Origin of the sequence: Acinetobacter sp. YH12039, assembly GCF_013420015.1 — a bacterium.
GTDB lineage: Bacteria > Pseudomonadota > Gammaproteobacteria > Pseudomonadales > Moraxellaceae > Acinetobacter > Acinetobacter amyesii.
Window position 1 is genome coordinate 41189 of sequence record NZ_VOZA01000012.1, and the last position, 26681, is coordinate 67869.

The 26681-nt window shown below is 40.1% G+C and carries 23 protein-coding genes, 4 tRNA genes and 1 pseudogene; 11 read left to right on the forward strand and 17 right to left on the reverse strand.

The window, feature by feature from the left end:
• The first annotated feature begins 18 nt into the window (after window positions 1–18).
• Window positions 19–297: a hypothetical protein gene (locus FTT98_RS07370; protein ID WP_180114594.1), complete on the forward strand. Its 279-nt coding sequence runs from the start codon at window positions 19–21 to the stop codon at window positions 295–297.
• An 84-nt stretch (window positions 298–381) separates the two neighbouring features.
• Here FTT98_RS07370 and FTT98_RS07375 read toward each other — a convergent pair whose 3' ends face one another.
• Window positions 382–1296 (reverse strand): polysaccharide deacetylase family protein, encoded by a 915-nt coding sequence (locus tag FTT98_RS07375; protein ID WP_180177206.1) that lies wholly within the window; start codon window positions 1294–1296, stop codon window positions 382–384.
• Between the two features lie 203 nt (window positions 1297–1499).
• On the opposite strand from FTT98_RS07375, the gene FTT98_RS07380 reads away from it, so the two are divergent.
• The 4 genes from FTT98_RS07380 (at window position 1500) to FTT98_RS07395 (ending at window position 4909) form a co-directional block, all read left to right on the forward strand.
• Window positions 1500–1985 carry a chorismate lyase gene (locus FTT98_RS07380; RefSeq protein WP_111884531.1) on the forward strand — a complete coding sequence of 162 codons (486 nt, stop codon included), beginning with the start codon at window positions 1500–1502 and terminating at the stop codon, window positions 1983–1985.
• A 22-nt stretch (window positions 1986–2007) separates the two neighbouring features.
• A complete protein-coding gene (gene ubiA / locus FTT98_RS07385) occupies window positions 2008–2889 on the forward strand; it encodes a 4-hydroxybenzoate octaprenyltransferase (protein ID WP_168379167.1) in 882 nt (293 codons plus the stop codon).
• Window positions 2890–3011: 122 nt separating this feature from the next.
• On the forward strand, window positions 3012–4466 hold the full coding sequence (locus FTT98_RS07390) for a S9 family peptidase (RefSeq protein WP_180177207.1): 1455 nt from the start codon (window positions 3012–3014) through the stop codon (window positions 4464–4466).
• 182 nt (window positions 4467–4648) lie between these two features.
• Complete coding sequence (locus tag FTT98_RS07395; protein WP_180177208.1) at window positions 4649–4909, forward strand: hypothetical protein; 261 nt, start codon at window positions 4649–4651, stop codon at window positions 4907–4909.
• A 75-nt stretch (window positions 4910–4984) separates the two neighbouring features.
• On the opposite strand, the pseudogene FTT98_RS07400 reads toward FTT98_RS07395, so the two are convergent.
• The 7 genes and pseudogenes from FTT98_RS07400 to FTT98_RS07430 form a co-directional block, all read right to left on the reverse strand.
• Window positions 4985–5465, reverse strand: a pseudogene (locus FTT98_RS07400) (DUF2726 domain-containing protein).
• 22 nt (window positions 5466–5487) lie between these two features.
• Window positions 5488–5563, reverse strand: a tRNA-Asn gene (locus FTT98_RS07405).
• 256 nt (window positions 5564–5819) lie between these two features.
• Window positions 5820–5895, reverse strand: a tRNA-Asn gene (locus tag FTT98_RS07410).
• A gap of 217 nt (window positions 5896–6112) precedes the next feature.
• Window positions 6113–6188 (reverse strand) — tRNA-Asn (locus tag FTT98_RS07415).
• Between the two features lie 5 nt (window positions 6189–6193).
• Window positions 6194–6269: transfer RNA gene (locus FTT98_RS07420), tRNA-Asn, on the reverse strand.
• Between the two features lie 811 nt (window positions 6270–7080).
• Window positions 7081–7707 (reverse strand): superoxide dismutase, encoded by a 627-nt coding sequence (locus tag FTT98_RS07425; RefSeq protein WP_078192384.1) that lies wholly within the window; start codon window positions 7705–7707, stop codon window positions 7081–7083.
• 156 nt (window positions 7708–7863) lie between these two features.
• Window positions 7864–8622 (reverse strand): Nif3-like dinuclear metal center hexameric protein, encoded by a 759-nt coding sequence (locus tag FTT98_RS07430; protein ID WP_180170988.1) that lies wholly within the window; start codon window positions 8620–8622, stop codon window positions 7864–7866.
• 169 nt (window positions 8623–8791) lie between these two features.
• Here FTT98_RS07430 and FTT98_RS07435 point away from each other — a divergent pair, with 169 nt between their 5' ends.
• Both FTT98_RS07435 and FTT98_RS07440 read left to right on the forward strand, forming a co-directional pair.
• Complete coding sequence (locus tag FTT98_RS07435; RefSeq protein ID WP_180177209.1) at window positions 8792–9976, forward strand: trypsin-like peptidase domain-containing protein; 1185 nt, start codon at window positions 8792–8794, stop codon at window positions 9974–9976.
• 186 nt (window positions 9977–10162) lie between these two features.
• Window positions 10163–10420 (forward strand): hypothetical protein, encoded by a 258-nt coding sequence (locus tag FTT98_RS07440; protein WP_180004813.1) that lies wholly within the window; start codon window positions 10163–10165, stop codon window positions 10418–10420.
• A 104-nt stretch (window positions 10421–10524) separates the two neighbouring features.
• Here FTT98_RS07440 and FTT98_RS07445 read toward each other — a convergent pair whose 3' ends face one another.
• From FTT98_RS07445 to lipA, 3 genes are all read right to left on the reverse strand, one after another.
• Complete coding sequence (locus FTT98_RS07445; RefSeq protein ID WP_005008801.1) at window positions 10525–10911, reverse strand: carboxymuconolactone decarboxylase family protein; 387 nt, start codon at window positions 10909–10911, stop codon at window positions 10525–10527.
• Between the two features lie 159 nt (window positions 10912–11070).
• Window positions 11071–13584: an acyl-CoA dehydrogenase gene (locus FTT98_RS07450; protein WP_180177210.1), complete on the reverse strand. Its 2514-nt coding sequence runs from the start codon at window positions 13582–13584 to the stop codon at window positions 11071–11073.
• Between the two features lie 410 nt (window positions 13585–13994).
• Window positions 13995–15008, reverse strand: a complete 1014-nt coding sequence (lipA, locus tag FTT98_RS07455) for a lipoyl synthase (protein WP_180177211.1) — start codon at window positions 15006–15008, stop codon at window positions 13995–13997.
• Between the two features lie 206 nt (window positions 15009–15214).
• Between lipA and sthA the strand changes: the two genes are divergently transcribed.
• A complete protein-coding gene (sthA, locus tag FTT98_RS07460; protein WP_078190237.1) occupies window positions 15215–16630 on the forward strand; it encodes a Si-specific NAD(P)(+) transhydrogenase in 1416 nt (471 codons plus the stop codon).
• A 142-nt stretch (window positions 16631–16772) separates the two neighbouring features.
• On the forward strand, window positions 16773–17885 hold the full coding sequence (locus FTT98_RS07465; protein ID WP_180004940.1) for an AAA family ATPase: 1113 nt from the start codon (window positions 16773–16775) through the stop codon (window positions 17883–17885).
• Window positions 17886–17920: 35 nt separating this feature from the next.
• Here FTT98_RS07465 and chrA read toward each other — a convergent pair whose 3' ends face one another.
• Window positions 17921–19159 (reverse strand): chromate efflux transporter, encoded by a 1239-nt coding sequence (gene chrA, locus FTT98_RS07470; protein ID WP_180177212.1) that lies wholly within the window; start codon window positions 19157–19159, stop codon window positions 17921–17923.
• A gap of 336 nt (window positions 19160–19495) precedes the next feature.
• Here chrA and FTT98_RS07475 point away from each other — a divergent pair, with 336 nt between their 5' ends.
• Window positions 19496–20479 (forward strand): alpha/beta hydrolase, encoded by a 984-nt coding sequence (locus FTT98_RS07475; protein WP_257230194.1) that lies wholly within the window; start codon window positions 19496–19498, stop codon window positions 20477–20479.
• A 95-nt stretch (window positions 20480–20574) separates the two neighbouring features.
• Here FTT98_RS07475 and FTT98_RS07480 read toward each other — a convergent pair whose 3' ends face one another.
• Window positions 20575–21426, reverse strand: coding sequence for a pirin family protein (locus tag FTT98_RS07480; protein WP_180007676.1), 852 nt, complete (start codon window positions 21424–21426; stop codon window positions 20575–20577).
• 102 nt (window positions 21427–21528) lie between these two features.
• On the opposite strand from FTT98_RS07480, the gene FTT98_RS07485 reads away from it, so the two are divergent.
• Complete coding sequence (locus FTT98_RS07485; RefSeq protein WP_180007677.1) at window positions 21529–22440, forward strand: LysR substrate-binding domain-containing protein; 912 nt, start codon at window positions 21529–21531, stop codon at window positions 22438–22440.
• A gap of 107 nt (window positions 22441–22547) precedes the next feature.
• Here the strand turns inward: FTT98_RS07485 and FTT98_RS07490 are convergent, their stop codons facing one another.
• The 4 genes from FTT98_RS07490 to FTT98_RS07500 form a co-directional block, all read right to left on the reverse strand.
• The gene (locus FTT98_RS07490) at window positions 22548–23504 is read right to left on the reverse strand and encodes a TauD/TfdA family dioxygenase (RefSeq protein ID WP_180177214.1); all 957 of its coding nucleotides are present in this window, start codon (window positions 23502–23504) and stop codon (window positions 22548–22550) included.
• 221 nt (window positions 23505–23725) lie between these two features.
• A complete protein-coding gene (locus tag FTT98_RS18110; protein WP_257221407.1) occupies window positions 23726–23860 on the reverse strand; it encodes a hypothetical protein in 135 nt (44 codons plus the stop codon).
• Entirely contained in the window at window positions 23853–25064 is a 1212-nt protein-coding gene (locus tag FTT98_RS07495; RefSeq protein WP_180007678.1) for an MFS transporter, read from the reverse strand. Before FTT98_RS07495 ends, FTT98_RS18110 begins: the two co-directional genes overlap by 8 nt.
• A 240-nt stretch (window positions 25065–25304) precedes the next feature.
• On the reverse strand, window positions 25305–26381 hold the full coding sequence (locus FTT98_RS07500; RefSeq protein ID WP_180114584.1) for an OmpW family protein: 1077 nt from the start codon (window positions 26379–26381) through the stop codon (window positions 25305–25307).
• Window positions 26382–26681 lie beyond the last annotated feature (300 nt).

Consider the following 26681-nt stretch of genomic DNA (forward strand, 5'->3'; position numbering starts at 1 on the left):
TTGAATGAATATCTAAACATGGCAAAACCACGTAAAAAACATACCGGTTTTTTTCCTTGGATTGATCCATCGGATCAGGCAAAGGGATTTAAACTCAACTTTTCAGAAGTGACTTATTTGGAAGTGGGACGGACAGTTGAAGGTTATAAGCAGGCTCAATTTGTCGAACTGAAAAACCCAGAGTTGGCATTGGAGTTTGATTACCCTGAAAGTTTTTATATTACGACCGAAGGGCTGGTGCTGATTAAAACGCCGCAAGGCAAGTTTGAAGCCATTGCCAAGACAGATAACTTTTAATTCAACACGATAATATTGAACTGAAAAAATGACCTACAACGTTGCAGGTCATTTTTTATTGAATATCTAGAAATTTGCCAAACGTCATTTCAAACCATGCTGTTTTAAATTGTCGCCTTCATAAGGCGCATCTTCGGCGGGGTAGCGCAGCTGTGTAATTCCTTGAGTTTTGGCAATCGACCAAATCACACTTTCACCCGCAGGAATGTTTTGACTGCGCTGCGCATATAAGGGGTCTTGTAGGGCGTTTGCTGCTGAAATAAAAGTCCAGCCATGTTGCTGAAATGCGGTAATGACATCCTTTAAAAATGCAGCATTAATGGCATTTACATGTAAAAGTAAAACATGTTGTGGCGAACGATTTATGGTGAGCTGTGCAAGTTGGTCATAATAATCCGCTCGGTGAAGCAGGTGAGCAATATAAGCTTGTTTTAGTCGGTCTAATTTGTCCTGATCTTGCTGTTTGGCATTGTCGAGATATTTTCGGTTATAAAACCAGTCACTGGCATCAATACTCACACCGCCAATGCGGTATTGATGTTGCTCTAACCACTGATAGACAGCATCACGTTTTTCAGCGCTATTTCCTTCCTTTAAAAATGGATAACGGTAGATACGTATGTAATTCGGCAGTGTTTTTAATACGGTATCTGCCTGTTCAATGCTATGCAGATAATCGTGTACAGTGACATTTTCTTTATTTAGATTTTGGTGTGCTGCGCTGTGATTGCCAATCAGATGGCCGGATTGTCCCCACGCTTGAATCAGTTGTTTACCTTGATAATCGCCAATTTTAATCAGGCTAGGGAAGACAATAGTTTTGATTTGTTGATCATGCAGATGTTTTAAAATTTGGGCATTGATTTGTTCCGCTTGTGCGTTAAACGCTGGATTTAATCCATCATCAAAACTGAGCGCAATAGATTTTGCTTGAGCCGTGATATTGGCACAAAGTAAAACGAAAAAAATAAAAACATATAGCGGCTTATATGGAAACATTATGCTTGTGTAATTTAGTGGTTATCCACGACATCATACTGTGTATGTGAGGTTTGTGTTGATTACATATGTAATGAACTGCTTAAGCTGTTTTGGTTTTGCTCATTTTACTGAAAACAAGCTATTGGTCATGAAAAACGATGTTGAGTTGGTTACACTAAGGATTCGCTATACTCAGCAAATGCTTATAAGGGAAATGAAATATGCAGCGTCAAGCATGCGAAATGCGGGATAAAAGAATGTCTCCTGAATTAAGAACATGGTTGTATGCTTCGGGTTCATTAACCCAACAATTAACAGATTTTGCCCAAGGTGTATTTAAAGTTGAGCCGAGTATTGAGCAATTTCAACGTATGACGCTTCAAGATGCACGGTGGCTACAAATGCCAATACAGCACACAGCTTGGGTACGTGAAAGTTATTTATATGGCTGTGAAGCTGAGCCGTGGGTCAAGGCAAAAAGTATATTTCCAATCCTTAGCATACAAGGACGTGCGCGGATTTTTCAGCATATTGGTAAAAAACCGATCGGACATTTTTTATTTCAGCGTACCAATCCGAAGTGTGAGCGGCGTGTACTGTGGCTAGACGATGGTTGGACACGTCAGAGCTGTTATACTTGGCATGGTTGTAAATTTATAGTTCAGGAAACTTTTTTAGCGAGTTTTGAGCAATATTTGCAGAAATAACATTACCAGATGAAGGACAATCATGGCCGTGGTGCAACAGATTACTTGGCAGCAGCGTTTAGAAGCTTATTACTATTTATGTCGCTTCGATAAGCCAATTGGCACGGAACTGGTTTTTTGGCCAACCATGTGGGCACTGTGGATTGCCAATCAAGGAACACCGCAATTCAGTATTTTGATTCCCATGATTTTGGGCACGATATTTATGCGTGCAGCAGGTTGTGCGATTAATGACTTTGCTGACCGTAAAGTCGATGGTGCTGTGGAAAGAACCAAACATCGTCCTTTAGCCACTGGAGTGATTAGTGCTAAAGAAGCCATATATGTGTTCTTGATCTTGGTGCTTGCTAGCGCATGTATGTTGTTCTTTTTACCGATAGAAACTTTTTATTGGTCCTTTGGTGCATTGTTTTTAGCGTTCATTTATCCCTTTATGAAACGCTACACGCATCTGCCACAAGTATTTTTAGGCGCGGCATTTTCATGGTCGATTCCTATGGCTTACACCGCAGTAGGGCAAACACCTGATTTAACGTGTTGGTTATTGTACTTTGGTAATTTGGCGTGGACCGTTGCGTATGATACACAATATGCCATTACTGACCGTGAATATGATTTGAAAATTGGCGTGAAATCGACTGCGATTTTATTTGGTAAATACGATATTGAAATTATTTCATTATTGCAGGTGCTTAGTATTGTACTAATTGGTTCTGCACTGTATTTAGAAGATCTCTTGATGCCATTCGGTTTGGTCGCGTTGTTGGCTGTGGCTGCCGATTTTATTTACCAGTGGACTAAAACCAAAGGCCGTGATCCGCAGTTATGTTTTTGGGCGTTTCGCCATAACCGTTGGGTAGGGCTTATGATTTTTATTGGAATTTTTATGGCATTGGTTCTTTAATGTCATTGATCTGAAAATGTTTAAAATGAACTAAAGCATCCTATTCGGGTGCTTTTTTTTATGCATTAATAAAAAGGCATGTAGTTTCATGCTTAAAGAATAATGATTAAAAAGGATATTTTATGAAACGTTCAAAAATAGCATTAGCTCTGACAGTTGCAGTTTCTATGCTGTCTTTAACCGCGTGTAATGACGATGATAATGACTCATCATCTTCGAATCAAAAATCAACATTTGTGTCTGAAGCAAATTATGCTTTAGATACTGTAGACAATACATCGTCCATTAAAGTCATGACGTATAACATGACCAATGTGCAGGGGAAAGCAGCAACAGCAACAGCCTTAGTATTATTTCCAAAAGCTACACAACCTAAAGATGGGTATCGTGTTGTGGTATGGGAGCATGGAACAGTCGGGGCTGGAGATGAATGTGCGCCAAGTAAAAATCTAATTCATCCACGTTTTAAAATTCTAGCTAATACGCTTATGGCGGCAGGTTATGTAATTGTGGCACCAGACTATGAAGGTTTAGGTACGAAGGGGGGGCATCCATACCTCAATTTATCGAGTGCGGCAAATTCGGCACTTACTGCGGTTAAAGCGGCAAAAGAACATTATGGTAAGCAACTCAATGGTCAGTGGATGTCGATCGGTCAATCGCAAGGTGGTCATGCATCCTTAGGGACGGCGGAATTTGCAAATACGGATGCAAACTATAAAGGGGCAGTGGCAGCCGCACCTGCATCGAGTTTGGGGACGATTATTAAGATCTATCTTGATCCTGCTTTAAATCTGGATGACAACGGCGTGAGTAAGGGCGTCAATATCTTAGATGAACAATTGCTTCAAATTCGTTACGCGCTTGCAAATAACATAATCAATGCACAGCAAGCAGATGCGTTAATGGGGCAACTTGCAGATGGCTATGCTGAGCTTTTGGCATATGCTGCATTGACCAGTTCGGGTATTAAAGCCTATGAGCCAAATTATGATTTAAAAAATATCTTTACTGCAGATGCTGGTGTTATTGCAGAAAAAGCCTATGGACGTACAGGGGATGATGGTGCATGTTTAAGTTATGCCGATCCAAATGGCGCAAATGGTTTGCAAGAACAGTTTAAAGCAGCTGTGATTGAATTCTTAAAAGATCCAACGCATATGGTTTCACAGTACGGAATTGATTTGAATAAAATCGATACCGATCCCGTTGTTCAGAAATTTTTAAATGATAATCAGCCAGCGACGAATGCAACTGCTGCCAAAGTAATTAAAGCCCCTGTTTATATTATTCAAGGTGAAGAAGATAAAGCTGTATTACCTCCTGTGACTCAAGCTTTATTTGAAAATATGAAATTGCAAGCGGTGAAATACTTCCCACAGGCAAAATATGAGGATGGATATTTATTGGATATTGTGCCAAAAGCAAGTCATACACAGGCGATTATCTGTAGAAATGCGCAAGCGGTCGAATTTATTCAAGCTAAAATGTCCGCAGGTACAGGTATTGATTTAACCAATGAGCAAAAAGATGCAAGCCAAAGTCCACATTGTAAGGGGGTAGCTGCTTCAAGCTAAGCTTTTTCAATAATAAAAAAAGGAGCATGTCTCCTTTTTTTTGCATATTGGATTATTAATCATTCAATCCTTAAAAATGAGGGGCACAGTTAGTTCGAGCAAAGAATGTTATGAAGACTTGAGCGAATTTTGTTTTTTGCTATATTGTGCGTCGAATTATTTATGTAAATGAAAGAATCGTTATGTCTGAAGTAAAGCCAAAACCCAATACCAAAAAGATGATCATTTTGATGGCACTTGGGCTATTGATTCCTATATTTTTGGTCAGTATGGCTTTTCTTGTAGTCAATAGTGATGCCAAAAACCAAGAAAAATATAAGCAACAACAAGCTGAAATGATTGAGCGCATTAAAGCAAAAGAAGCACAAGATGAGGCTTTGGCTGCTGAGGCTGACCAAGCAGTATCGGAAGTGCTGGCTGCTCAAGAGTCAAATGCTCAGTAAAATTCTGCTTACATTATGGATGTGAATGCAATGCGCATTCACCCAATGTTTGATTGTACTTTACGTATTTAACAACTATTTATTTACATCATGCCTGAGCGTGTGAACTGTTGGAATGTTGGTATAGCGGATTACACGGTAGCCAGCTTCTTCAAGCATTGCATCACGTTCAGCATCTTCTTGCTCTTTGCCTATATGATCGGTCATCCAGTTCGATAATTACAAGCACATCGTAAGTTTGGTCAAGTATGACAAAATCAGTGACTTTTCGATTAAATCTATTTCTGATTTTGTAATTTTGAGTGGTGATCAGTGCGCTAAACGCCACTTGTGCTAAAATGTGGTAGTACGGAAATGCTTCATTTAAACGATGAAACATCTTACTTTCAAAGGCAGTGATTACACGACGTGGGAAAAACTTTTGTTTGCTTCTAAACAGTCTCGGAAAGACTAAGCAGACAAGGGCAAAAGTTGCCAAGCAACCAATAATAAAAAATATGAACTGACTTAGATCTGGCACGGAATAAACTACATATATGAAAAAAGCCCACGTCATGATGCGTGGGCTTTTTAGAATTTGGCTCTCCAACCTGGGCTCGAACCAGGGACCTGCGGATTAACAGTCCGTCGCTCTACCGACTGAGCTATTGGAGAATCTGCACGCATTCTATGGGGCAAATGCAGTGAGGTCAAGTCAGAATTGCAAAAAATAAGGAAATTTAGGCTGAATGTATTAAATATAAACACCTTTAATATAAAGCGTTTTTAAAACTTAAGCTCTGACTATTCTTTCTAATGTGGTCGGAGAGCTAAGTGAATAGCTTAGGTCATAGAGCAAGTTATACTTATCTTAAAACAAAAGTCAGAGCATAAAAAAAGCCCACGACATAATGCGTGGGCTTTTAGAATTTGGCTCTCCAACCTGGGCTCGAACCAGGGACCTGCGGATTAACAGTCCGTCGCTCTACCGACTGAGCTATTGGAGAATCTGAAGTGGATTCTAAAGATGTATGGGAGGGTGGTCAAGCCTGATTTAAATAAAATACTTAAAAATCAAATTAAGTGTTTTAAAAATAGCCGAATCAGACAACTTGGTACATATACGGATACTTTTTAGGATAGCAAAAACAAAAAAGTAGGTATGCTTTGTTAAATAGTTGGCGATAAAAAACCCACTTCGCAATGAGTGGGCTTTTTAGAATCTGGCTCTTCCACCTGGGCTCGAACCAGGGACCTGCGGATTAACAGTCCGTCGCTCTACCGACTGAGCTATGGAAGAATAGATGGCTCTCCAACCTGGGCTCGAACCAGGGACCTGCGGATTAACAGTCCGTCGCTCTACCGACTGAGCTATTGGAGAATCTGATGCGCATTTTAGGGATGAATTTTAAAGTGGTCAAGCAGATTTGATGAAATGACCATTTGAATGTTTTTTTATTGTTCAAGTCTAGAAATTTTTTCTTAAATAGCGGTTATTTTTGAAGTTTTTTATATCATCTAGGTTGCTGATTTGCTTTATCGTCAAATTTTGTAGATTTAAATTTTTAAGCGTAGTTATACGTTTCTCTTGATCTAAAGGAATTATAATTTGGAATAATAAATATATTTCTAAAATTTGATGGTTTGCGAAGGTGTCTAAATGAAATTTAGAAAAAGACATAACAGGTTTAATGGTGTTTTGGAGTAGATTAAAAAGATTTTGATTGTGTTTGAATACAATCCTTAATAAATATTCATTACCGACAGGTAATAGTTTATAGTGACTTTTTGTGTTGTTAATGGATATGCTTTCTATTTGATCATAGTTAAACTGAATTTTCATTATATAAAGTTGAATTATACAATGACTTTCGAAAAATCTAATTTGTGGCAGTCCATTTTTGATGATAAGTAAAATTAAGACGAATTCCATAATTGATAATCCAGTCAATATTAGTGCTGAATTAAAGCTATATTTAATAGATTCTTGAACATAAGAGTAACTCACATACTGGATTATAGTGATAAAGATAAACATCACTAATATTTTGGTATATTTTGCTTTTAAGATTAGTAATGGTTCTTGATTCATTCTTTTGTATAGTATTGATTGTTGTGGCAGTATGATATTTAAAGCATAAAAAATCACCCTAAAAGGGTGATTTTTTTGACTTTAAAATAAGGTTTCAAACTTATTTTTCAACGCCAGCAGCTTGACCTGCATATTTAGCGTTTGCGTAGTCCCAGTTCACTAGGCTTTCTAGGAAAGTAGAGATGTACTTAGGACGAGCGTTACGGAAATCGATGTAGTAAGCATGTTCCCAAACGTCGATAGTCAACACAGCCACTTTACCGTGAGCAAGCGGAGTGTCAGCATTTGAAGTTTTAAGGATAGAAAGGTTGCCGTTTACTTCGTCAGCAACTAACCAAGCCCAACCTGAACCGAACTGAGTTGCAGCAGCATTTGCAAATTCTTCAGCGAATTTTTCGTAAGAACCGAAAGCTTCGTCGATTTTAGCTGCTAAAGCGCCAGTAGCTTTACCGCCACCGTTTTTAGCCATACAGTTCCAGTAGAACGTGTGGTTCCATACTTGAGCTGCATTGTTGAAGATACCAGCTTTAGAAGCATCGCCTTTAACAGCAGTGATGATTTCTTCTAAAGTTTTGCCAGCAAGGTCAGTACCTTCAATTGCTTTGTTTAGGTTAACCACATAAGTATTGTGGTGTTTGTCGTGATGGTATTCTAAAGTTTCTTTGCTGATGTGCGGAGCAAGATCTTCGTAACCGTAAGGTAACGCTGGTAAAGTAATCGTTGTCATGTTTTCAATTCCTTGCATTTTGCTGGGTTTTGACATTAAGTGCCGTTATTGTAATAGATTCTTGCAGTAAAATGCGCATTGCTTATAAATAACAATACAGAATAAAGCCTGAAAATATACGTATAAGGACTGAGCCAAAGACCAAGACGATTTAAATTAAATCGGGTTATTTAATTCGAAATAACTATACTCAATATTGAACTGTTCTGAAATAGCTTTCGCGAGTCGTTGTACACCATAACGCTCGGTTGCATGATGTCCACATGCATAATAATGCACGTTTAATTCTTCAGCCTCGTAAAAAGTACGTTCACTCACTTCACCTGAAATGTACGCATCACAATCTAATGCAGCCGCTTTGCCAATAAATTCCTGTGCGCCGCCCGTACAAAAACCAATTTTTTGAATAGATGGTTTATCTGCAGGCAGGTGAATGGCATCAAATCCTAATTTTTCAGAAACGAAGTCTTTAAACGCTGCTGGAGTCATGGCTTGTTTTAAATAGCCAACATTGCCAATAGGATTGCGTTCAGTAGGATCTAAAGCTTCAATATTTTCTAATTCAAGCAAATCAGCTATCGCTGCATTATTACCTAAAGTAGGGTGACTATCTAAAGGTAAGTGATAACCAACGAGTGAAATATCGTTTTTGATCAGGCTTTTGATGCGTTTGCCGCGCATACCTGTGATTGGGTAAGCTTCACCTTTCCAAAAATAACCATGATGTACCAATAATAAATCAGCATTTGCTGCTATCGCTGCCTCAATTGCTGTTTGTGATGCGGTAACTGCACATAAAATTTTATGCACTTCTGCTGAGCCTTCAATTTGCAAACCATTGGGAGCATAGTCCTTAAATTCATGTGCGTTGAGTGTGCTGTCACACCATTGAATAATTTCACTTAACTGAGCCATATACTGTCCAAAATATCAAAGAGATGTATCAAAATTCATTATTGTTTAAATTGTAACTAAAGAATCACAAATCTCTGTGTTTATTTATAAATTTGTTGAAAATATTACATTAGAATACGATATAAATTATTTAGCCATCAATGAATTATAAAATTTAGAGGATATAAACGTGCGCCGGAACTTTACATGGTTACCTTGGGTGCTGCTGATTATCGTAATTTTGGGCTTTTTGGGCTGGCAGCAGCTGCAGAAGCCAAAAGCGCCTGTAACGCCTGATGGGGTGAAATTACCTGCAGAAAAAATTGAACCTTTAGTTAATACATCCCGTACAGGCGGTGTCGTCTCTTACAATGCAGCGGTTAAAGTCGCAGCACCTGCTGTGGTCAATATTTTTACAACACAAAAAGTCAAACAACTGGATCATCCTTTATTAAATGATCCAGCATTCCGTGAATTTTTCGGCAATCAAATTCCGGATCAGCTTAAACAAGAACCGAATGAAAACAGCTTGGGTTCTGGGGTGATCGTTCGATCTGATGGTTATATTCTAACCAATAACCACGTGATCGCACAGGCCGATCAGATCGTTGTGGCTTTACATGATGGTCGTCGTGCTGAAGCGAAAGTTGTGGGTACAGACCCAGATACAGACCTAGCTGTGATTAAGATTGAAATGAGTCAATTACCGGTTTTGCCATTTAAGCTAAGTGGCAATGAAGTCGGTGATGTCGTCCTAGCGATTGGTAACCCTTTTGGCGTGGGTCAGACGGTTACGCAAGGGATTATCTCAGCTACAGGTCGTTCAGATTTGGGAATCAACACTTACGAAGACTTTATTCAAACAGATGCGGCGATCAACCCCGGCAACTCTGGTGGTGCTTTAATTGATGTTGCAGGGAACTTAATTGGTGTAAATACCGCGATCTTCTCGCAGTCCGGCGGTTCTTTGGGGATTGGTTTTGCCATTCCTGCAAAAGTGTGCCAACAAGTGCTGAACGCTATTTTAAAAGATGGGCGAGTGGTACGTGGTTGGTTAGGTATTAGTTTACTTCCAATTAAACAAGAAAATATTTTAGATCCACGGGTGAATGGCGTGATTGTCGCAGATGTCATTCGCAATGGACCTGCAGCACAAGCAGGTTTAAAACGTGGTGATAAAATCATGAAAGTGAATAATGAGCTGATTACCTCGACCTCACATTTAATCAATTACGTTGCACAACAAGCGCCATTGAGCACTATGCAAATTGACATTGAGCGAGACGGAAAGGCGATGACATTACCTGTACAAGTGGGAGAGCGTAAACCGCAAACTCAAAACAGTGACTCGCAATATATTCCATTACCCCGCTAGCATAGAAAATCCCTCTTCATGAGGGATTTCTTTTGAGTACCTTTTTTTGTATATCGCTTTGAAGAGCATCGTTTGCGCCAAACAATGCGCTTTGTAATTGAAATATCAATTACAAAAATGCATTGAACACTTTGCTGAATTTGGCTTAATTTATAAGCAATAATAATCAGATAAGCGTATAAGAATATGAGCTTTTTACCCGCAGAATATGCCAAAGTTTTATCCAGTCAAGCCAATTTAGATATCGCCTTATATAAGACACGTTTGGCTTTGCTGATTGAGGAAAATGCCAAACAGGGGAATACCGCCGTATTTACGGTTTTACCCAAGCATTTAGCTTTAGAAGAGATTCGAAGTTTATCTGCTGAGCTTACAGAATTGGGATATCAAGTTCGATTTGAAGTGAATGAATTCTTTTATAATTTTAATGTGTACTGGATTTGATTCGGGATTCACTATATTTAAGGTCGTAAGTTAAAAACAAGATGAAACCCTTTAGAAAACCACGATAATCGCAGTTTTCTAAAGCTGTTTTATAACGTAGCGACTTATTCAGATTTTTGATAGTCGTTAATGACTTCAAGCGCCGCACGAAAGGCTTCTTGAGTCGCTGGTGCACCACAATATGGCAAACTATGAAGTAATACTTCCTGAATTTCTTCTACAGTCGCCCCATTATTTAAAGCACCTCGGACATGACCCTTGAGTTCTGTTGGACTTTTTTGTGCAGTTAAAAATGCAATGGTAATCAGTGAGCGATATTTACGGGGTAAAACGCCTTCACGCTGCCAAGTTGAACCCCATGCATGCTCATTAATCCAATCTTGCAAAGGTTGAGTAAATGGCACGGTATTGTCTTGCGCACGTTTAACGAAACTTTCACCCATAACTTCAGTACGAACTTTTAAGCCATTTTCATAATCTTGTTGTGACATGTAGCAAACCCTCTGTGATGTAATTTTGCAGTACAGCCTATACCTTTGACTCTGCGATACCATTGGCTGATGGTCGTATAAAAAAGCCATCCCATTGTTTAACAGTGGAATGGCTTTTATTTTGAGAAAAATAAAGCTTAAAAGCGATGCAGAAGCTGATTAATAACGCAGGAAGGCTTCTGGTTCATCATCGGTGTGTTGTTGCTTTTTCACTTCTGGTGAAACGGTTAAATGTGGATTGGATAGCTCAAGTTCGTGGATGAGTTGCATATCGAAAACATCTGTGAGCATACTGTCATAGCGTTGAATGTTGTAAGTGCTGAGCTGTTCAGCTTCGGAGGCAGTAATGACTTTTTGTGCAATGGCATCGGCTATATGTGCTTCAAAAGTTAAACCTTTAAATTGGCCTTTAGATTCAGCTTTTTTAAATTGGTTCCACAGCGGTTCAATTTTCAACAATTGTAAAAAGGCATTTTCCATACGACCAGAAACTTCATCTGCTGCAGTGCTGTAATACACGTGCTTTTTCAGTTCTTGGCGGAAAGTATTATCTAGCATCATTTGAGTGGCAACTTCACGTTTTAAACGGTCTGTCGGTTTAGCAACAACTCGTCCAAACGGAAAGCAGATGATTTTTACTACACTTGCCGCTAGTCGCATTGGGAAGTTATCAAATAAGCCATGGAAAGCTTCTTCAACATTGTACAAAGCTTTATCTAATGCAAGTTGAGCATGTAATTGTTCAGCTTCGCTTCTTTGACCTTGTTCATAATATTTAAGAATAGCCGTCGCGATAAATAAATAAGAGTGAATGTCTGCAAGTCGGCCAGAGAGCATTTCTTTACGTTTAATATCGCCGGCTAAAAGGCCAAGACACATATCTGCAGTCAGCGCGAAATCAGCACTGAATCGATTAATTTTTTTATAGTAGGGGCGGCTAAATTCATCTGCTGAAGCTGGTGAGTCTGATGGGCCACCTGTGAACGCATAAGCAAAGGCACGTGCAGTTCGGTTAAAGGTATAGCCTAAGTGCTTAAAGAGCATTTCATTGAATGTATTGAGTGCAGTGTTTTTATCTTCGGCTTGAAGTAATTGTAGCTCCTCAAATAAATATGGATGGCACCGCATTGAGCCTTGTCCAAAAATCATCAGAGAGCGACTTAGAATATTGGCACCTTCGACAGTAATTGACACAGGAATGGCCTGATAATTCAAAGCTAAAAAATTACGAGGTCCCATTTGCACGGCACGTCCACCGACGATGTCCATGCCGTGATTCACCACTTTACGCATGGTTTCAGTGGCATAGTATTTGGCCATTGCAGTCATCACAGCAGGTTTGCCACCTTGATTCAAACCACATGTCACCAAATAGCGGAAAGCTTCAAGCATATAAGCATCTGATGCGATATCACTCGAAGCTTCTTGTACACCTTCAAAATTACCTACAGAAATTTTAAACTGCTGACGAACTTTGGCAAATGCACCAACATTTAAATATGCCATTTCTCCGGCTGCCGTTGACAATGCAGGGAGTGAAATACCACGACCGACCGCTAAACATTCCATCAGCATACGCCAGCCTTTGCCGGCATTTTCAATCCCACCAATGATCCAGTCTAAGGGAATAAAGACATCTTTACCTTCAACTGTCCCATTCATAAATGGTGAGCCTGGATTATGACGTGGACCTGTAACGACACCGTCATGACTCGCCGGTAGCAGCGCGCAGGTGATGCCATATTCCGTTTTATTTTTATCTCCCAATAAGCCATCTGGATCGTATAACTTAAATGCCAGACCAATGACAGTGGCAATCGGTGCAAGGGTAATCCAGCGTTTAGAGAAATTCATGTTTAAGCCGAGCACTTGTTGTCCCTCAAAGGTGCCATAACAGACGACCCCTGTATCTGGAATAGCGCCTGCATCCGAACCGGCTTCAGGACTGGTGAGTCCAAAACATGGAATTTCTTCACCTTTGGCAAGGCCTGGGAGATATCGGTCTTTTTGTGCTTCAGTACCATAGTGTAGAAGCAATTCCCCGGGTCCAAGCGAGTTGGGCACCATACAACTGACTGCGGCAGTCAGTGATCGGGATGCAATTTTGCTCATGACACGGCTTTGTGCAAATGAACTAAATTCACGGCCCCCGTAAGATTTTGGAATCACCAGTCCTAAGAAACCATTATCTTTAATAAATTGCCAAGCCTCTGGTGGGAGGTCTTTGTGTTTATGGTGAATATCCCATTCGTTGAGCATGGCACAAAGTTGTTCGACTTCATTATCAATGAAGGATTGTTCTTCAGCGCTGAGCTGAGGGTAGGGATAAGCCTCAAATTTTTTCCAATCAGGCGCGCCCATAAATAGCTCTTTTTCCCACCAACTTGTTCCTGCATCTAACGCTTCACGTTCCGTAATACTCATACTCGGCATCGCATTTGCTAAGGTTTTATAGGCAGGTTTGGTGAGCAGATTGAGCCGCAGTGGGTCAATCAACACAATTAAACTTAAAGCAATAAGCGGGATGCCAAGTATTAATGACCATGGGGTTAAAAAGGCGAGTGCAATTGAAACAAATATCAGTGTTATTGCACCTACAGCTCGTGAAAGTTCAAAGAAAAAAACGGCCCAAAGAGCAAAAATAAAGAGTACTGCACTGAGTATAAATAGCATTTGTTATGGCTCCAGTGACAAGGGCCAGAGCGTTATGCGTTTAAAACAGCCTACATGCGTTTAAAAATGATCTCATCTTTTGTCTTTCTGATTTTAAAGTGCATGAGACTGTCAAAATGGCATCACTCGGCTGGTGAGTGTGATTGGACAATTGCGCGAATATCATGAAAGCGCAAATAAAGTGTTTTCAATAGATTGATTAATAAATAATCACAATACAATCCCTATCGGGCAAAGAAATGTCACATTACGTAAACTTGTATGATTCGATATGTTGGATACCGTTTAAAGGAACGCACTATTTTCGAAAGATCTTATATTTGTTAACGAATTGGGCTGAGTGTGAAAGCCACAAAAAAGCCCTCAATCAATGAGGGCTTTAATTTGCGATGTTTTAAATCTTAGAGTGATTAAGCTTCAATCGTTTGAACTGCAATTTTCTTTGCAGGATCAGTTTTACGACGTACCGCAGGTACTGGCTCACCATAGTATTGACGGTCAGCAAAGTAGCTTGAACGAACCATTGGTGCAGCCCAAATGTTTTTGAAACCAAGCTTTTGACCATGTGCTGTGTAACGATCAAACTCTTCAGGTGTAACGAAACGATCGATCGGTGCATGTTCTTTAGAGGGCTGTAAGTACTGACCAATGGTGACATAGTCAACATCATGTGCTTTTAAGTCGTCTAATAACGCGATCACTTCTTCTTCAGTTTCACCAATACCGACCATCAAACCACATTTAGTTGGTACATCTGGGCAGTATTCTTTAAACATTTTTAATAAGTTTAGAGAGTGTTGGTAGTCAGAACCTGGACGCATTGCTTTATACAAACGTGGCACAGTTTCAATGTTGTGGTTAAACACATCAGGAGGGCACTCCGTCATGATACGAAGGGCAACATCCATACGACCACGGAAGTCAGGAACTAGAATTTCCAAAAGTGTTTTTGGGCTCAAGTTTCGAGCTTCTTTAATACAGTCAACAAAGTGCTGTGCGCCGCCATCAACTAGGTCATCACGGTCGACCGACGTAATTACGGCATATTTCAAACCTAGATTGGCAATGGTTTCTGCCATGTGACGTGGTTCATCTGGGTCAAGAGCATTGGGACGACCATGCGCAACGTCGCAGAATGGGCAACGACGAGTACAGATATCGCCCATAATCATAAAGGTTGCAGTACCGCCACCGAAACATTCAGGTAAGTTCGGGCAAGCCGCTTCTTCACACACGGTATGTAATTTTTGTGCGCGTAAAGTTGTTTTAATACGTTGAACTTCATCAGGGGCAGCCATTTTGACCCGAATCCAGTCAGGCTTACGAGGCGTTTCAACCGTTGGCACGACCTTCACAGGTATGCGAGCGACTTTTTCTGCGCCACGAAGTTTTACACCCTGTACAGGTTTACGGTTCTCAGACATATTCAACTTTTCCACTGTTTTTGACGAGGAGATATTCAAAAAATTAGCTCGATCATTATAGCGGACTTGAGCTTAAATAGGGGGAAAACGATATTCATATAATAAATGTGGTTATCACATAATATATGTGAGCTAAATATCCAAAAAAGTTAGGATATACGTCATAATACAGCCTAGATTAAAGAATATTTGTAAAGGAGCGTTGAATGCCACGTAAGAAAGAGGTCGTTAGTGGAACTTTCGTGAAATACGATGCGGTAGTTCTGGGTTCTGGCCCTGCGGGTGAAGGCGCTGCAATGAAACTTGCTAAATCAGGTAAGCGAGTTGCAATTGTAGATATGCGTGAACAGCTTGGTGGTAACTGTACCCATGTAGGAACAATTCCAAGTAAAGCATTACGTCAGACCGTTTCAAGCATTTTACGTTACCAACGTGACCCTATGTTCCAAAAAGTCGGTGAATGGAAACAGTTCACGATGAAACAGGTGTTACGTAATGCGCATAAAGTGATTCAACAACAAGTTGAAACGCATTCACGTTTTTATGACCGTAATAAAATTGATATTTTCCACGGCCGTGCGTATATCCAAGATCAAAACACTGTTTTGATTTTTAGCAATGAAGGTATGACGGAAACTTTAGTATTCCAGCAATTAGTGATTGCGACAGGTTCACGTCCTTACCGTCCTGCTGCTTTAGACTTTAATCATCCTCGCGTATTTGATTCAGACAAAATTTTGGATCTGGATTATTCAATCCAAAAAATCATCATTTATGGTGCAGGTGTGATTGGTTGTGAATATGCGTCTATCTTTATTGGTTTAGACCATAAAGTAGACTTGATCAATACACAGCACAAATTACTCAGCTATTTAGACGATGAAATCTCAGATGCATTGTCATATCGTTTACGTGAGCAGGGTGTACTGATTCGCCACAACGAGCAGATTGATCATCTTGAAACACATGATGATCACGTGGTTCTTCACTTGCAAAGTGGTAAGAAAATTAAAGCGGATGCGATTTTGTGGTGTAACGGCCGTTCTGGTAATACCGATGGTTTAGGCCTAGAAAATGTAGGTATCAAACCAAACAGCCGTGGTCAATTAACCGTGAATGATCAATATCAAACTGAAGTAGAGAATATCTTTGCTGCGGGTGATGTAATCGGTTGGCCTTCACTTGCATCTGCTGCATATGACCAAGGTCGCTGTGCCGGTTCTAACATGAGCGGTGAAGAAGGAATTGCACCTGTAACGGATATTCCTACAGGTATTTATACAATTCCTGAAATTTCTTCGATTGGTAAAACTGAACAACAGTTAACTGAAGAAAAAATTCCGTATGAAGTGGGTCAAGCATCTTTCCGTCATTTGGCACGTGCGCAAATTACGGGCGACACCGTGGGTGAGCTTAAAATCTTGTTCCATCGTGATACTTTAGAAATTTTAGGTGTTCATTGCTTCGGTAATAATGCTGCGGAAATTATTCACATTGGTCAGGCCGTGATGAACAGCCCGAACAATACGATTAAATATTTCGTAGAAACCACATTTAACTATCCGACTATGGCGGAAGCGTACCGTGTTGCAACATTGAATGGTATGAACCGCTTATTCTAAGGTTAAATTTAACTTAGATTGTGCAATGAAAGACCCGTAAGTTTCGGCTTGCGGGTTTTTTATTGTTAGAATAAAGTGCATGAAAAATATACAAGCAATCAACTTATAATCATCAACATTTCCAACTCATTTTAGGTAACCCATGACGATCCGTTCAGTGACTATTCAAGGTTTTCGATCTATTCATCATATGAATTTGACCTTGTCGCGTCTGAATATTGTCAGTGGTCCGAATGGTTGTGGTAAATCCAATCTATATAAAGCTGTACGTCTCCTACATGAAGCTGCAAATGGCCAATTATCCCAAGCTATTGCAAATGAGGGCGGGATTCAAAAAATCATGTGGGCAGGTGGTCACCGTGCGGGTGATCGATCGAAAGACCCTAAGCGCATGAAGCTTGCAGTGGAGATGGAGCATTATGAATATCAACTTGAAATAGGTTTTCCTGAACCGCTCATCACCTTGTTTGCACTCGATCCTTTGGTCAAAGTAGAAGGGATTTGGTTAAGCGGCTATCAACGTCGAAAAATGAGTGAGTTGTTGGAAAGAACCAACCAAGCGGCATTTCTTAAAAATGTTGATGAAGAACGGATTGCTTATCCGATGGCATTAACACCAGAAGAGTCGGTGTTTGGACAATTGTCCGATCCACACTTATATCCCGAAGTTTCACAAGTGCGTGAGACCATGAAAAACTGGCGTTTTTATCATGAGTTTTCTGTCAGTGGAAATTCACCGATCCGTGTCCCACAGGTGGGCATTCGTTCGCCAGTTTTAGCGCATGATGGTACAAATTTAGCTGCGGCTTTTGAAACTTTACGTGAGCGTGGCAACAGTGAAACCTTGTTTGAAGTACTAGAAAAAGCCTTTCCGCAGACCCAATTTTATGTGCAGGAAATGGGTGGGCGCTTTCAAATGATGATGCAAAAGCAAGGGATCTTAAGACCTTTGGAAAGTGCCGAATTTTCAGATGGGACTTTACGGTTTTTGTGTTTAGCTGTGGCTTTATTGAGTCCAAGACCCCCAAATTTTATGGCACTGAATGAGCCAGAAAATAGCTTACATCCCGATTTATTACCTGCCTTGGCGATGCTGATTGCCGAAGCAAGTCGCTATACGCAGCTTTGGTTGACCACACATTCCAATGAACTGGTTGAAATGATCAAACAGTATAGTGATGTGCAGCATTATCAACTGGATCAGGTCGAGGGGAAAACTGTGGTCAAGGGCGCAAGCTTAATCGATGAGGATTAATTTACTCCTTGAGTTCTAGTTTTTTTTGCTTAAGTTTAAAAAGGCAGAAAAGTTAAAAAAGCGTAATAGCCGATAAAACTGCTTATTAAGCTGAACCAAACTGGCAGTTTGCTGCGAAGTAAAGCAATAACGACGGCAACAAATATAAAGTCTGTCCATTGAATGATGTATTTTTGGCTCATTTGAAATAGTAGACACAGTAATAAACCAACGACAGCCGCATTGATTATTTTTAAGGTGCCAAAAAGCATCGGGTATTTCATCAATTTATTCCAATAGGGCAATAAGCCAAACAATAATAAAAATGATGGTAAAAATATCGCTAACGTCGCGAGTGCGGCATTCAAGATTGGCACATCGGTCATGGGTAAAAGTGTGCCGAGATAGGCGGCGAAACTAAACAAAGGTCCCGGCATGAGTTGTGCAAGGGCATAGCCTAAGTCAAAATTTTCATTACTGATCAGTCCTGTAGAGACAAAGTCCTGATGTAAAAATGGCAAAATAATATGTCCACCACCAAAGACGAGGGATGCTGTGCGGTAGAAGCTTTCTAAGCTGAAAGCCAATATATTGCTATGTTGTATATCGAAGAATGGCAGAACGAAAAAAGGGCTGATAAAGGCGAGAAGCCATAGCCAAGAGGTGCAAGTATTTTCATGTGCATTCCGGCTAAAATTGTCATGTTTGGGTGGAAATGTTTCGGCGATATTTGGCTTTTGGCTGTGTAATTGATTTGACGATAAAACTAAACCGATAATTGCAGCGCATAAAATCACCAAAACTTGATTTAAAGAAAATTGAAAGAAATAAATAAAAAATGCAGCTAAAAGCATGATCAAATACTGCAGTTTTGTTTTACAAAAGCTTCGCATCATTTGCCAAAATGCCCATGCAACAACGGCTAGTACAATTAACTGAATAACATGAAAGAATAAAGTTGAGAGTTGATTACTGAGTTTTATACTTAAAGTGGCCGCGGCACACATCAGCAGGGCTGAAGGTAAAGTAAATCCTAACCATGCAAAACAAGCACCTTGATAGCGGTTGAGTTGAAATCCAATTGCCATGCCGAGCTGGCTACTGGTTGGGCCTGGAAGGACTTGAGCCAAGGCAAGCAAATGCGCATATTCATGCTCCGTTATCCATTTTTCTTGTTTCACAAAATATTGAAAAAACAACACTAAATGCGCAGCAGGTCCACCAAATGCAATACACCCTAATCTTAAAAAGGTGAGAAAGATGACAAGGTTTCGTTGTGGTATGGACTGGCTCATGCGTTACCAATATTAAAAATCGAAATAAGGTTATGAATTTCTAAAGGATAAAATCTTGAATGTTAAAAGATTTTAAAGGTCGATTATTACAGGAGCATGTAAGTCCTGCTTCAAATATATTCTGAAGCACTTTGCAGAGAAAACGATAATTGGATAAAGTGACATAGTACTGTCCCACATACACATGGCATCGGTTTCTGCCGCTGATTAGCATCAGCATTTACACATAAAATATTTTGTCTAAAAATGACTTCTCCAAAATCAGACACCTTATCAGAAATTTTGAGTGCCTTATTTAAGTGGTTGATGAGTGGCATTGCATCGTTACTTTCAATCATGGCATTTGCAGATGATCAGCTACCTGCTACACAACCATTAGCAAGTTATACAGATCAAAACAGTTGGCAGGGCATTCAGCACTATCTACCCAAAGAATACCATTTAACAGAAACGCAGCGACCCAAAGAAGAGTGGTGGAGTTGGCAGGGTCATACTGTTCACTTAGATACTTATCGGAATCCACAGGCAAAAGTGAAGGTGATTCTGTTTCATGGTGTGGGAACAAATGGTCGACAAATGTCGATGATTTTGGGTCATCCTTTGGCACAACGTGGCTATGAAACTATCGCTATTGATATGCCCGGTTATGGCCTCACCCAAGTCAAAAAGGGCTCAAAAATTCGTTATGATGATTGGGTTCAAGCAGGTAATGACCTCATTGAAGCCGAGCTACAAAAAGATCATCGTCCTATCGTTTTGTATGGGCTTAGTGCAGGTGGTATGTTGACCTATCACGTGGCGGCAAAAAATAAAAAGGTGAAAGGTATCGTCGGTATGACCTTTCTAGACACTTCAAATAAAACTGTGCGTGATCAAGTCTCTTTGAATAAATTTATGAGCCGCGTGGGCAGCCCACTGGCTCATGTGACAGCACATACACCATTTTCAGCATTGCCAATGCCGATGCGGTGGGTAAGTAAAATGCATCGCTTGGTGAATAATGACGCAGCATTGCAGGTCTTTTTAAAAGATAAAACGTCAGCTGGGAATAGTGTATCGGTTAAATTTCTAGATTCGTATTTATATTATAAAAATGACACGCCACCGGAGCAGTTTGATGTCTGCCCAATTTTACTAACGCAGCCTGAACAAGACCGCTGGACGCCTTTGGCTTTAAGTCAGCCATTTTTAGCACGGATTCACCAAGTTCCAGTCGATGTCGTGCTGTTGAAAAATGCAGGACATTATCCTTTGGAACAGCCGGGACTTAAGCAAATGGTCAATGCAATAGATGCGTTTTATCAAAAAGTCACGCAATAATCTGTTGAAAGCGTGATGCGTAATTCATACCAACATAGATATAAAAAAACCGCCAGAAGGCGGTTTTTTTTATTGGGACTTTATCGTGGAAATATTTAAGCAAAATGACCATGTTGAAAATCATAAAATGCCTGACGTATTTCATCTTCAGTATTCATGACGAATGGTCCATGTGCCGCAATCGGTTCATTTAAAGCTTCGCCACTTAAAATAAGCAGTTTGGTTGCTTCAAAAGATTTAAGTTTCAAGGACGATACTTGGTCACTCACATATAAAGTCTGTTTCGCATCAAAGCGTTGACCTTCAATTTCGATCGCCCCACTTAATACAAAAATCATGTTATTCCACTGTGGGTTGAATGAAAATTCCTGTTCAGCATTTGCATTCAAGCGCACATCCAATACATTCATCGGGCTAAAGGTTTCAGCGGCGCCCAATGTATCTTCAAATTGGCCAGCAATGACGCGTACCACGCCTGCATTTTGTGCAAGCTTTACTTCAGCAATATTGGCTGTTGTCAGTTCTTGATAGCGAGGTTCAGTCATTTTGGCATGACTAGGTAAATTGACCCAAAGTTGTACCATGTCTAAATTTCCGCCAGTTTTGGCAAAATCTTTAGAATGGTGTTCTTCATGCATAATGCCTCGACCCGCAGTCATCCATTGCACTTCGTCTTTGGCAATGCTGCCGTGATTTCCTTTAGAGTCAAAATGCTCCAATTCACCTTCATAAACAATGGTCACTGTTTCAAAGCCACGGTGTGGATGTGATCCAACACCACGTTGATGGTGACTTGGAGAGAAATGATATTGGCCGGTATAGCCCATAACGAGGAATGGACTGGTTTGATTGCCCATTTCTTGCATAGGGAGCATAGAGTTTGTTGGGAAGCCATCGCCCACCCAAGTCCTACGATCACTATGATAAACACGTTTGATTGAATTCATAATTCAGCCCTCAATTTAATGCTTCTGTGATCTATTATTGAGGTATAGTGAGGGAATGACAGGGCGAAAAACTCAACAGATTATTCTAAAAATGAAACAATCATGCAAAATTTAAATGACTATTACTACTTCGTGCAAGTGGTGAAATACCAAGGTTATACCAAAGCCAGTGAAGCATTGGGTATTACAAAGTCTAAACTATCACGCCGTATTACAGAATTAGAGACCCGTTTGGGTGTACGTCTGATTCAACGTAATACGCGAAAATTTACTGTGACTGAAATAGGACAACAGTTCTATTTACACTGCTTAAAAATTTTAGAGGAAGTCAGCGAAACGGAAAACTTTGTGCTCAGTACGTTGAACGATCAACTCTGTGGCCAAATTAAAATCTCTTGTCCTGTGGCTTTGGTGGAAATGCCTGTTGCAAAAATGGTCACCGATTTTATGCAGCAATATCCTGAGGTCAGTGTGCATCTCATGGCGACCAATCATCGGGTTGATGTCATTGAGGAAGGCGTAGATTTAGCAATTCGTGTTCGTAATATGCCTTTAATGGATAGTGATTTGATCGTTCGAGATTTAGATGCTTGGGATCATGTTTTGGTGGCATCGCCACAACTTTTCTTCGAGCGTGAAATACCACAGCAATTGGCTGAGATTCAAAATTTTCCGTGTATTGGTTTTGATCGGCCTAAACATTTTTGGGATTTCCGACATCGTGAAAAAAGTGAAACTCAACAAATTGAATTTCATCCACGCTTAAGAACTGACAGTTTTAGTGCGATGATTTCTGCTGCTCTTTCTGGCGTGGGAATCGCTTCTTTGCCCAAAGTGTTTGTACGTGATGCTTTAAAAAGTGGTGAGTTAATTGAACTGTTTCCTGAATGGCAATTGCCGCAAGGGGCAATTCATGTTGCATACGCGACACGACAAGGCATGCTGCCGGGTGTGCGTGCGATGTTAGATCATTTAATTTCAGGTTTTAAGGCATTAGATATAGATCATCCGTAATTTGAGCAGTGTTCTTATTGTTTTAAAATTTTAATTATTTGGAGTTATTGCTTAAACACGGATTTTACTGGGTTATTTATTTTTTATTGTTGGCATGAAGTTCAACATTAGTATGGTCGTCCTCCTGCTAGGCTAATTCGCTTTAATAAGCGGCGTTGGTCTGAAGGGAAAGGGCGGCGTGAGTGTAAAGTGGCTTGGTTATCCCAAAATACAATGTCACCTTCTTCCCATTGATGTTCATATCGAAACTCAGGTTTCAATAAATGTTCACGTAAGGATGCAATCAATTCACTGCCTGACTGATCATCGTAGTGAACCAATTCCACTTCAGATCGTTCATTTAACCACAGACCTTTACGGCCACTTTCTGGATGGGTACGTACAAGCGGATGTGGATAAGCATGTCCAACAATCGGGTGGTCTTTGAAACGATATAGCGGTGTAGCGCCATATCCCGTTGTGCCTTTATTATTTTTGGCACGGACAAATGGGTTATAGGTAATGAGTTGAAGTTGGTCTAAATGTTTTTGTGTCGCTTCATCTAAAGCTTCATAGGCTTTAATAGTGTTATACCATGAGGTTTGTCCACCGTCTTGTGGCAGTTCAATGGCATAGAGTAATGAACCAAAAGATGGCAGCGGAGTCCACTGATGGTCTGCATGCGCAGCCAATTCACCATGTCCAGTATAGTCACCTTTGCCGACTGCATTTGAAACAGGTACGACGTCTGGTGGTGTACCGGTATCATCTTGTGACGCTAGCACAGGAATATCTGCACCAGGACGGAAAATTGAACCGAAGTAGCTTGCAAACGCGAGATACTGTAAATCATCTAGACTTTGATGTTTAAAAATTAAAATCAAGTGTTCTGCCAACGCTTGTTTTAAACGGTAGATGGTTTCCCCAGACTGTGCTTTACGCGCATCTAAACCATAAACCACAGCCCCCAAAGCTTGGTCATGTTGCGCTTCAATACGAATTTCATTGCCATCTTGAAAATGTTCTGCTTGATGCCAACGCGGAGCATCATGGATGGCTTGTGAAAGTTGAGTTAATGCGGTCATTTCATAAGTTCTCAAATTGTTCTTTATTGAGACTTAATCTAAAGAAGAAAGTGCAGGTTGGAAAATTAAAAAATAAGCTAAGTTTATGAAAAAACGTATTATTAATACTAATATGCTGAAAATGCAGCTTTTATTGAATCGTGTAGTAAATAGCTAAAAAACTGCTGTTGTAGTGTTGATAAAACAGCAGTTTGGGGCGGAATTAAGATTTCAATACGTCTTTAATGTGCACAAAACGCTTGGTTAAAGTATTCGAATAATTCAGGCGTTTGGCTCCATAAGCCGATGGATAAAGCCAACAAGGCCAGAATACTGATAGCAATACTGAGTCGGAACCATAATGTTGAATTAGTCATGAATGACACTTTCCTCATTAACCATGAAATGTACCAATACCCCAAAAATACTCAGGACAATCGAAAAAATCCAAATGGCATCATAGTTACCGGTCATATCGTGGTTCACACCACCCAACCAGCCACCAAAAAATGAACCGACTTGGTGTGTAAAGAACACGATACCGCTGAGCATACTGAGATATTTAACGCCAAACATATTGGCCACAATACCGTTGGTGAGTGGTACGGTAGAAAGCCATAATAGTCCCATAATGACGCCAAATGCATAGATTGTCCATGTGCTTAAAGGCAGCAAAAGAAAGGAAATAATGGCAATGCCACGTAAACCATACAGTCCCATCAACAGCTTTGGTTTGGAATATTTGCCACCGAGCCAACCAGCTGTGTAGGTGCCGACAATATTAAATAGTCCAACGAGCGCGAGGAAAATAGTGCCCGTAGTGGCATTAAAGCCATGATCGATTAAATATCCCGGAAGATGGATGCCAATAAACACCACTTGGAAGCCACAGACAAAGAAACCGAGTGCTAGAAACCAAAAGGGTTTATGCTCCCAAGCCAATTGCAAAATTTGTTTAAAAGTCAGAGAGGCTTCATGCGTATTAGTTGCATTTGGTGCAACATACATTGGTGCTTTTAGCATCCAAGCTAAAGGAATAATAAGCGCAATTAAAATGGCGCTGACCACCAAAGCCGAAGACCAACCCAATTTTTGCAATAGCAGTAATGTAGAGGGCAGCATAATGAACTGACCAAAAGAACCTGCTGCACTGGCAATACCCATGGCTAAACTACGTTTGTCTGGATGCGCTGCACGTCCTACGGCAGAAAGTAATACTGGAAATGATGTGGCTGAGAGAGCCAAACCCAGGATTAAACCTGCGCTTAAATTAAGAAGTAAACCGGTAGAGCTGATGGCCATGAGTAATAGTCCGAGGGCATATAATGCACCACCGACGGCGACCACGATCTTACTGCCATATTTATCTGCAAAAGCCCCTGTAATCGGCTGCACAGCACCCCAAATTAAGTTTTGCATGGCAATGGCAAGGCTAAAAACGTTATGTCCCCAACCAAATTCATCACTCATCGGCACGAGATAGAGGCCAAATGCATGACGCACCCCTAATGACAATGCCAAAATAATAGCACTGCCAATGAGCATGTAAATCAGGGGTTTCGAGAAACGAGTATCAGACATACAGCGGTCTACATTCTTTAAATTTAACTCAATGGTATTCGAATAAACGCAGAGTTGCGATTAAATTTAATTCACCAAACAATAAATTTTTTTTATAGGTAACTATGGATGAATAAAGGAAATTGACACAGCGGAAATTTAAAAGTGTTTAAAAGAGATTGAAAAGATATCTCAGAATAAAAGACCATATAAAAGCCAATAAAAAAGACGACCGTAGCCGTCTTTTATATATGTTATTTATTAGAAACGCATACCGATACCTGCATACGCAAGAATTGGATTTACTTCAATATCCGCTTTAGATTTGATCAGTTCGCCGTGTGTCGCATCTGTAACGGTAATGGTTGTTTCATTTTGAAGGTGTGCATAGCTAACAGAACCAACAGCAAACCATTTGTCATTGAAGTCATAGGTGAAGCCAACCGTCGCAACTGGCGCAAATGCATCTGTTGCTTCTAAATCAACTTTGGGATTTGCCTTACTTGGTTTTCCTTCCAAAGAAGCGCCTGCATTACCTTCTTTAATGTTGGCAATCATGTGACCTGCAGCAATCAAATCTTTCTCAATTTGTGGATTCATTTCCAATTCATTGAAGTAAGCATACATCACGCCTAGACCCACATAGGGACGGAATTTATTGACGCCAGTTTTACCGAAGTGATATTGGATTTCTGCAGCGGGGGTCCATGCACGAGCAGATGCCGCTGGGCCGTAGGCTTCTAAATCTGTAATCAGCAAACTATTCTTCATTGCGATTTCAGGTAGGTCGATAATACCTAACTCAGGTGTCGCAATAGCTGCAAATGGCGCATAAATTTTTCCTGATCCTTGTAAATCAACTTTTGGCGGAATACCCGCTTTCATTTCTAAAGAAATGTTATCAGTAAAGAAATAGTTGGTCATGATGCCTAGTGTGGTTACATCATCGGCTTCAAGGCCAGTACCTTGGTTATCCCAACTTTGTAGGCCATTAATTTCAGCAGTACCGCTTAGCCCTGCTGGTAAGGTACTCGTACCTAATTTATCGAGCAAACCGACAAACCAAGTAGAAATGTTTGGATCCATAGCTGGATCCATATTGGCTTTTACTGCGTCAATTGAAATATCACCAACTTTGGCTGTTTCACCATTTTTTACTGATGTATCAACATGGAATGGTTGTGCTTTACCTTGTGGCATAACATGTAGAGCACCGACAGAGACAGAAAAACGTTTGAAGCCATCGCCATCTTTTAAACTAAAATATGGTGAGTCTGCATGACTGATGATTGGTAGGGCAGCCATAGAAGCAGCAATGCACAATACACTTTTTTTCATTTTAAAGGACTCCATGTCCGTAAATTGATAATAATTTTTCTAAGTGCTCATTATTCAAAATTAGTGCGTAAAAAATGTTATAGAAAACAAGAATAAACGTAATAGTCCTGTAACATTCTTGATGATTTGTATTATTTGAAGGTTTTAATTAGGTATTTGTGTAAAAAAATCGAACATTTTTGAAATTTAGAAATGTTTCTATCTATTTGTATATATTCAATATTTATTGACATAAGTGACAGTGTGTTGGTTGATTTGGGTCAATAAAATAGTTTAAAACGACCATATTCAAAGCACTTT

Coding starts and splice junctions, on each gene's coding strand:
- FTT98_RS07490 (WP_180177214.1), bottom strand. CDS start 23,504: ATGACCGCATTAACTCAACTTTCACAAGCCATCCATGATGCTCCGCGT.
- FTT98_RS07370 (WP_180114594.1), top strand. CDS start 19: ATGGCAAAACCACGTAAAAAACATACCGGTTTTTTTCCTTGGATTGAT.
- FTT98_RS07440 (WP_180004813.1), top strand. CDS start 10,163: ATGAGCTTTTTACCCGCAGAATATGCCAAAGTTTTATCCAGTCAAGCC.
- FTT98_RS07465 (WP_180004940.1), top strand. CDS start 16,773: ATGACGATCCGTTCAGTGACTATTCAAGGTTTTCGATCTATTCATCAT.
- FTT98_RS07390 (WP_180177207.1), top strand. CDS start 3,012: ATGAAACGTTCAAAAATAGCATTAGCTCTGACAGTTGCAGTTTCTATG.
- FTT98_RS07380 (WP_111884531.1), top strand. CDS start 1,500: ATGCAGCGTCAAGCATGCGAAATGCGGGATAAAAGAATGTCTCCTGAA.
- FTT98_RS07425 (WP_078192384.1), bottom strand. CDS start 7,707: ATGACAACGATTACTTTACCAGCGTTACCTTACGGTTACGAAGATCTT.
- FTT98_RS07500 (WP_180114584.1), bottom strand. CDS start 26,381: ATGAAAAAAAGTGTATTGTGCATTGCTGCTTCTATGGCTGCCCTACCA.
- FTT98_RS07475 (WP_257230194.1), top strand. CDS start 19,496: ATGGCATTTGCAGATGATCAGCTACCTGCTACACAACCATTAGCAAGT.
- FTT98_RS07430 (WP_180170988.1), bottom strand. CDS start 8,622: ATGGCTCAGTTAAGTGAAATTATTCAATGGTGTGACAGCACACTCAAC.
- FTT98_RS07445 (WP_005008801.1), bottom strand. CDS start 10,911: ATGTCACAACAAGATTATGAAAATGGCTTAAAAGTTCGTACTGAAGTT.
- chrA (WP_180177212.1), bottom strand. CDS start 19,159: ATGAGCCAGTCCATACCACAACGAAACCTTGTCATCTTTCTCACCTTT.
- ubiA (WP_168379167.1), top strand. CDS start 2,008: ATGGCCGTGGTGCAACAGATTACTTGGCAGCAGCGTTTAGAAGCTTAT.
- sthA (WP_078190237.1), top strand. CDS start 15,215: ATGCCACGTAAGAAAGAGGTCGTTAGTGGAACTTTCGTGAAATACGAT.
- FTT98_RS07395 (WP_180177208.1), top strand. CDS start 4,649: ATGTCTGAAGTAAAGCCAAAACCCAATACCAAAAAGATGATCATTTTG.
- FTT98_RS18110 (WP_257221407.1), bottom strand. CDS start 23,860: ATGACTAATTCAACATTATGGTTCCGACTCAGTATTGCTATCAGTATT.
- FTT98_RS07375 (WP_180177206.1), bottom strand. CDS start 1,296: ATGTTTCCATATAAGCCGCTATATGTTTTTATTTTTTTCGTTTTACTT.
- FTT98_RS07485 (WP_180007677.1), top strand. CDS start 21,529: ATGCAAAATTTAAATGACTATTACTACTTCGTGCAAGTGGTGAAATAC.
- lipA (WP_180177211.1), bottom strand. CDS start 15,008: ATGTCTGAGAACCGTAAACCTGTACAGGGTGTAAAACTTCGTGGCGCA.
- FTT98_RS07480 (WP_180007676.1), bottom strand. CDS start 21,426: ATGAATTCAATCAAACGTGTTTATCATAGTGATCGTAGGACTTGGGTG.
- FTT98_RS07450 (WP_180177210.1), bottom strand. CDS start 13,584: ATGCTATTTATACTCAGTGCAGTACTCTTTATTTTTGCTCTTTGGGCC.
- FTT98_RS07495 (WP_180007678.1), bottom strand. CDS start 25,064: ATGTCTGATACTCGTTTCTCGAAACCCCTGATTTACATGCTCATTGGC.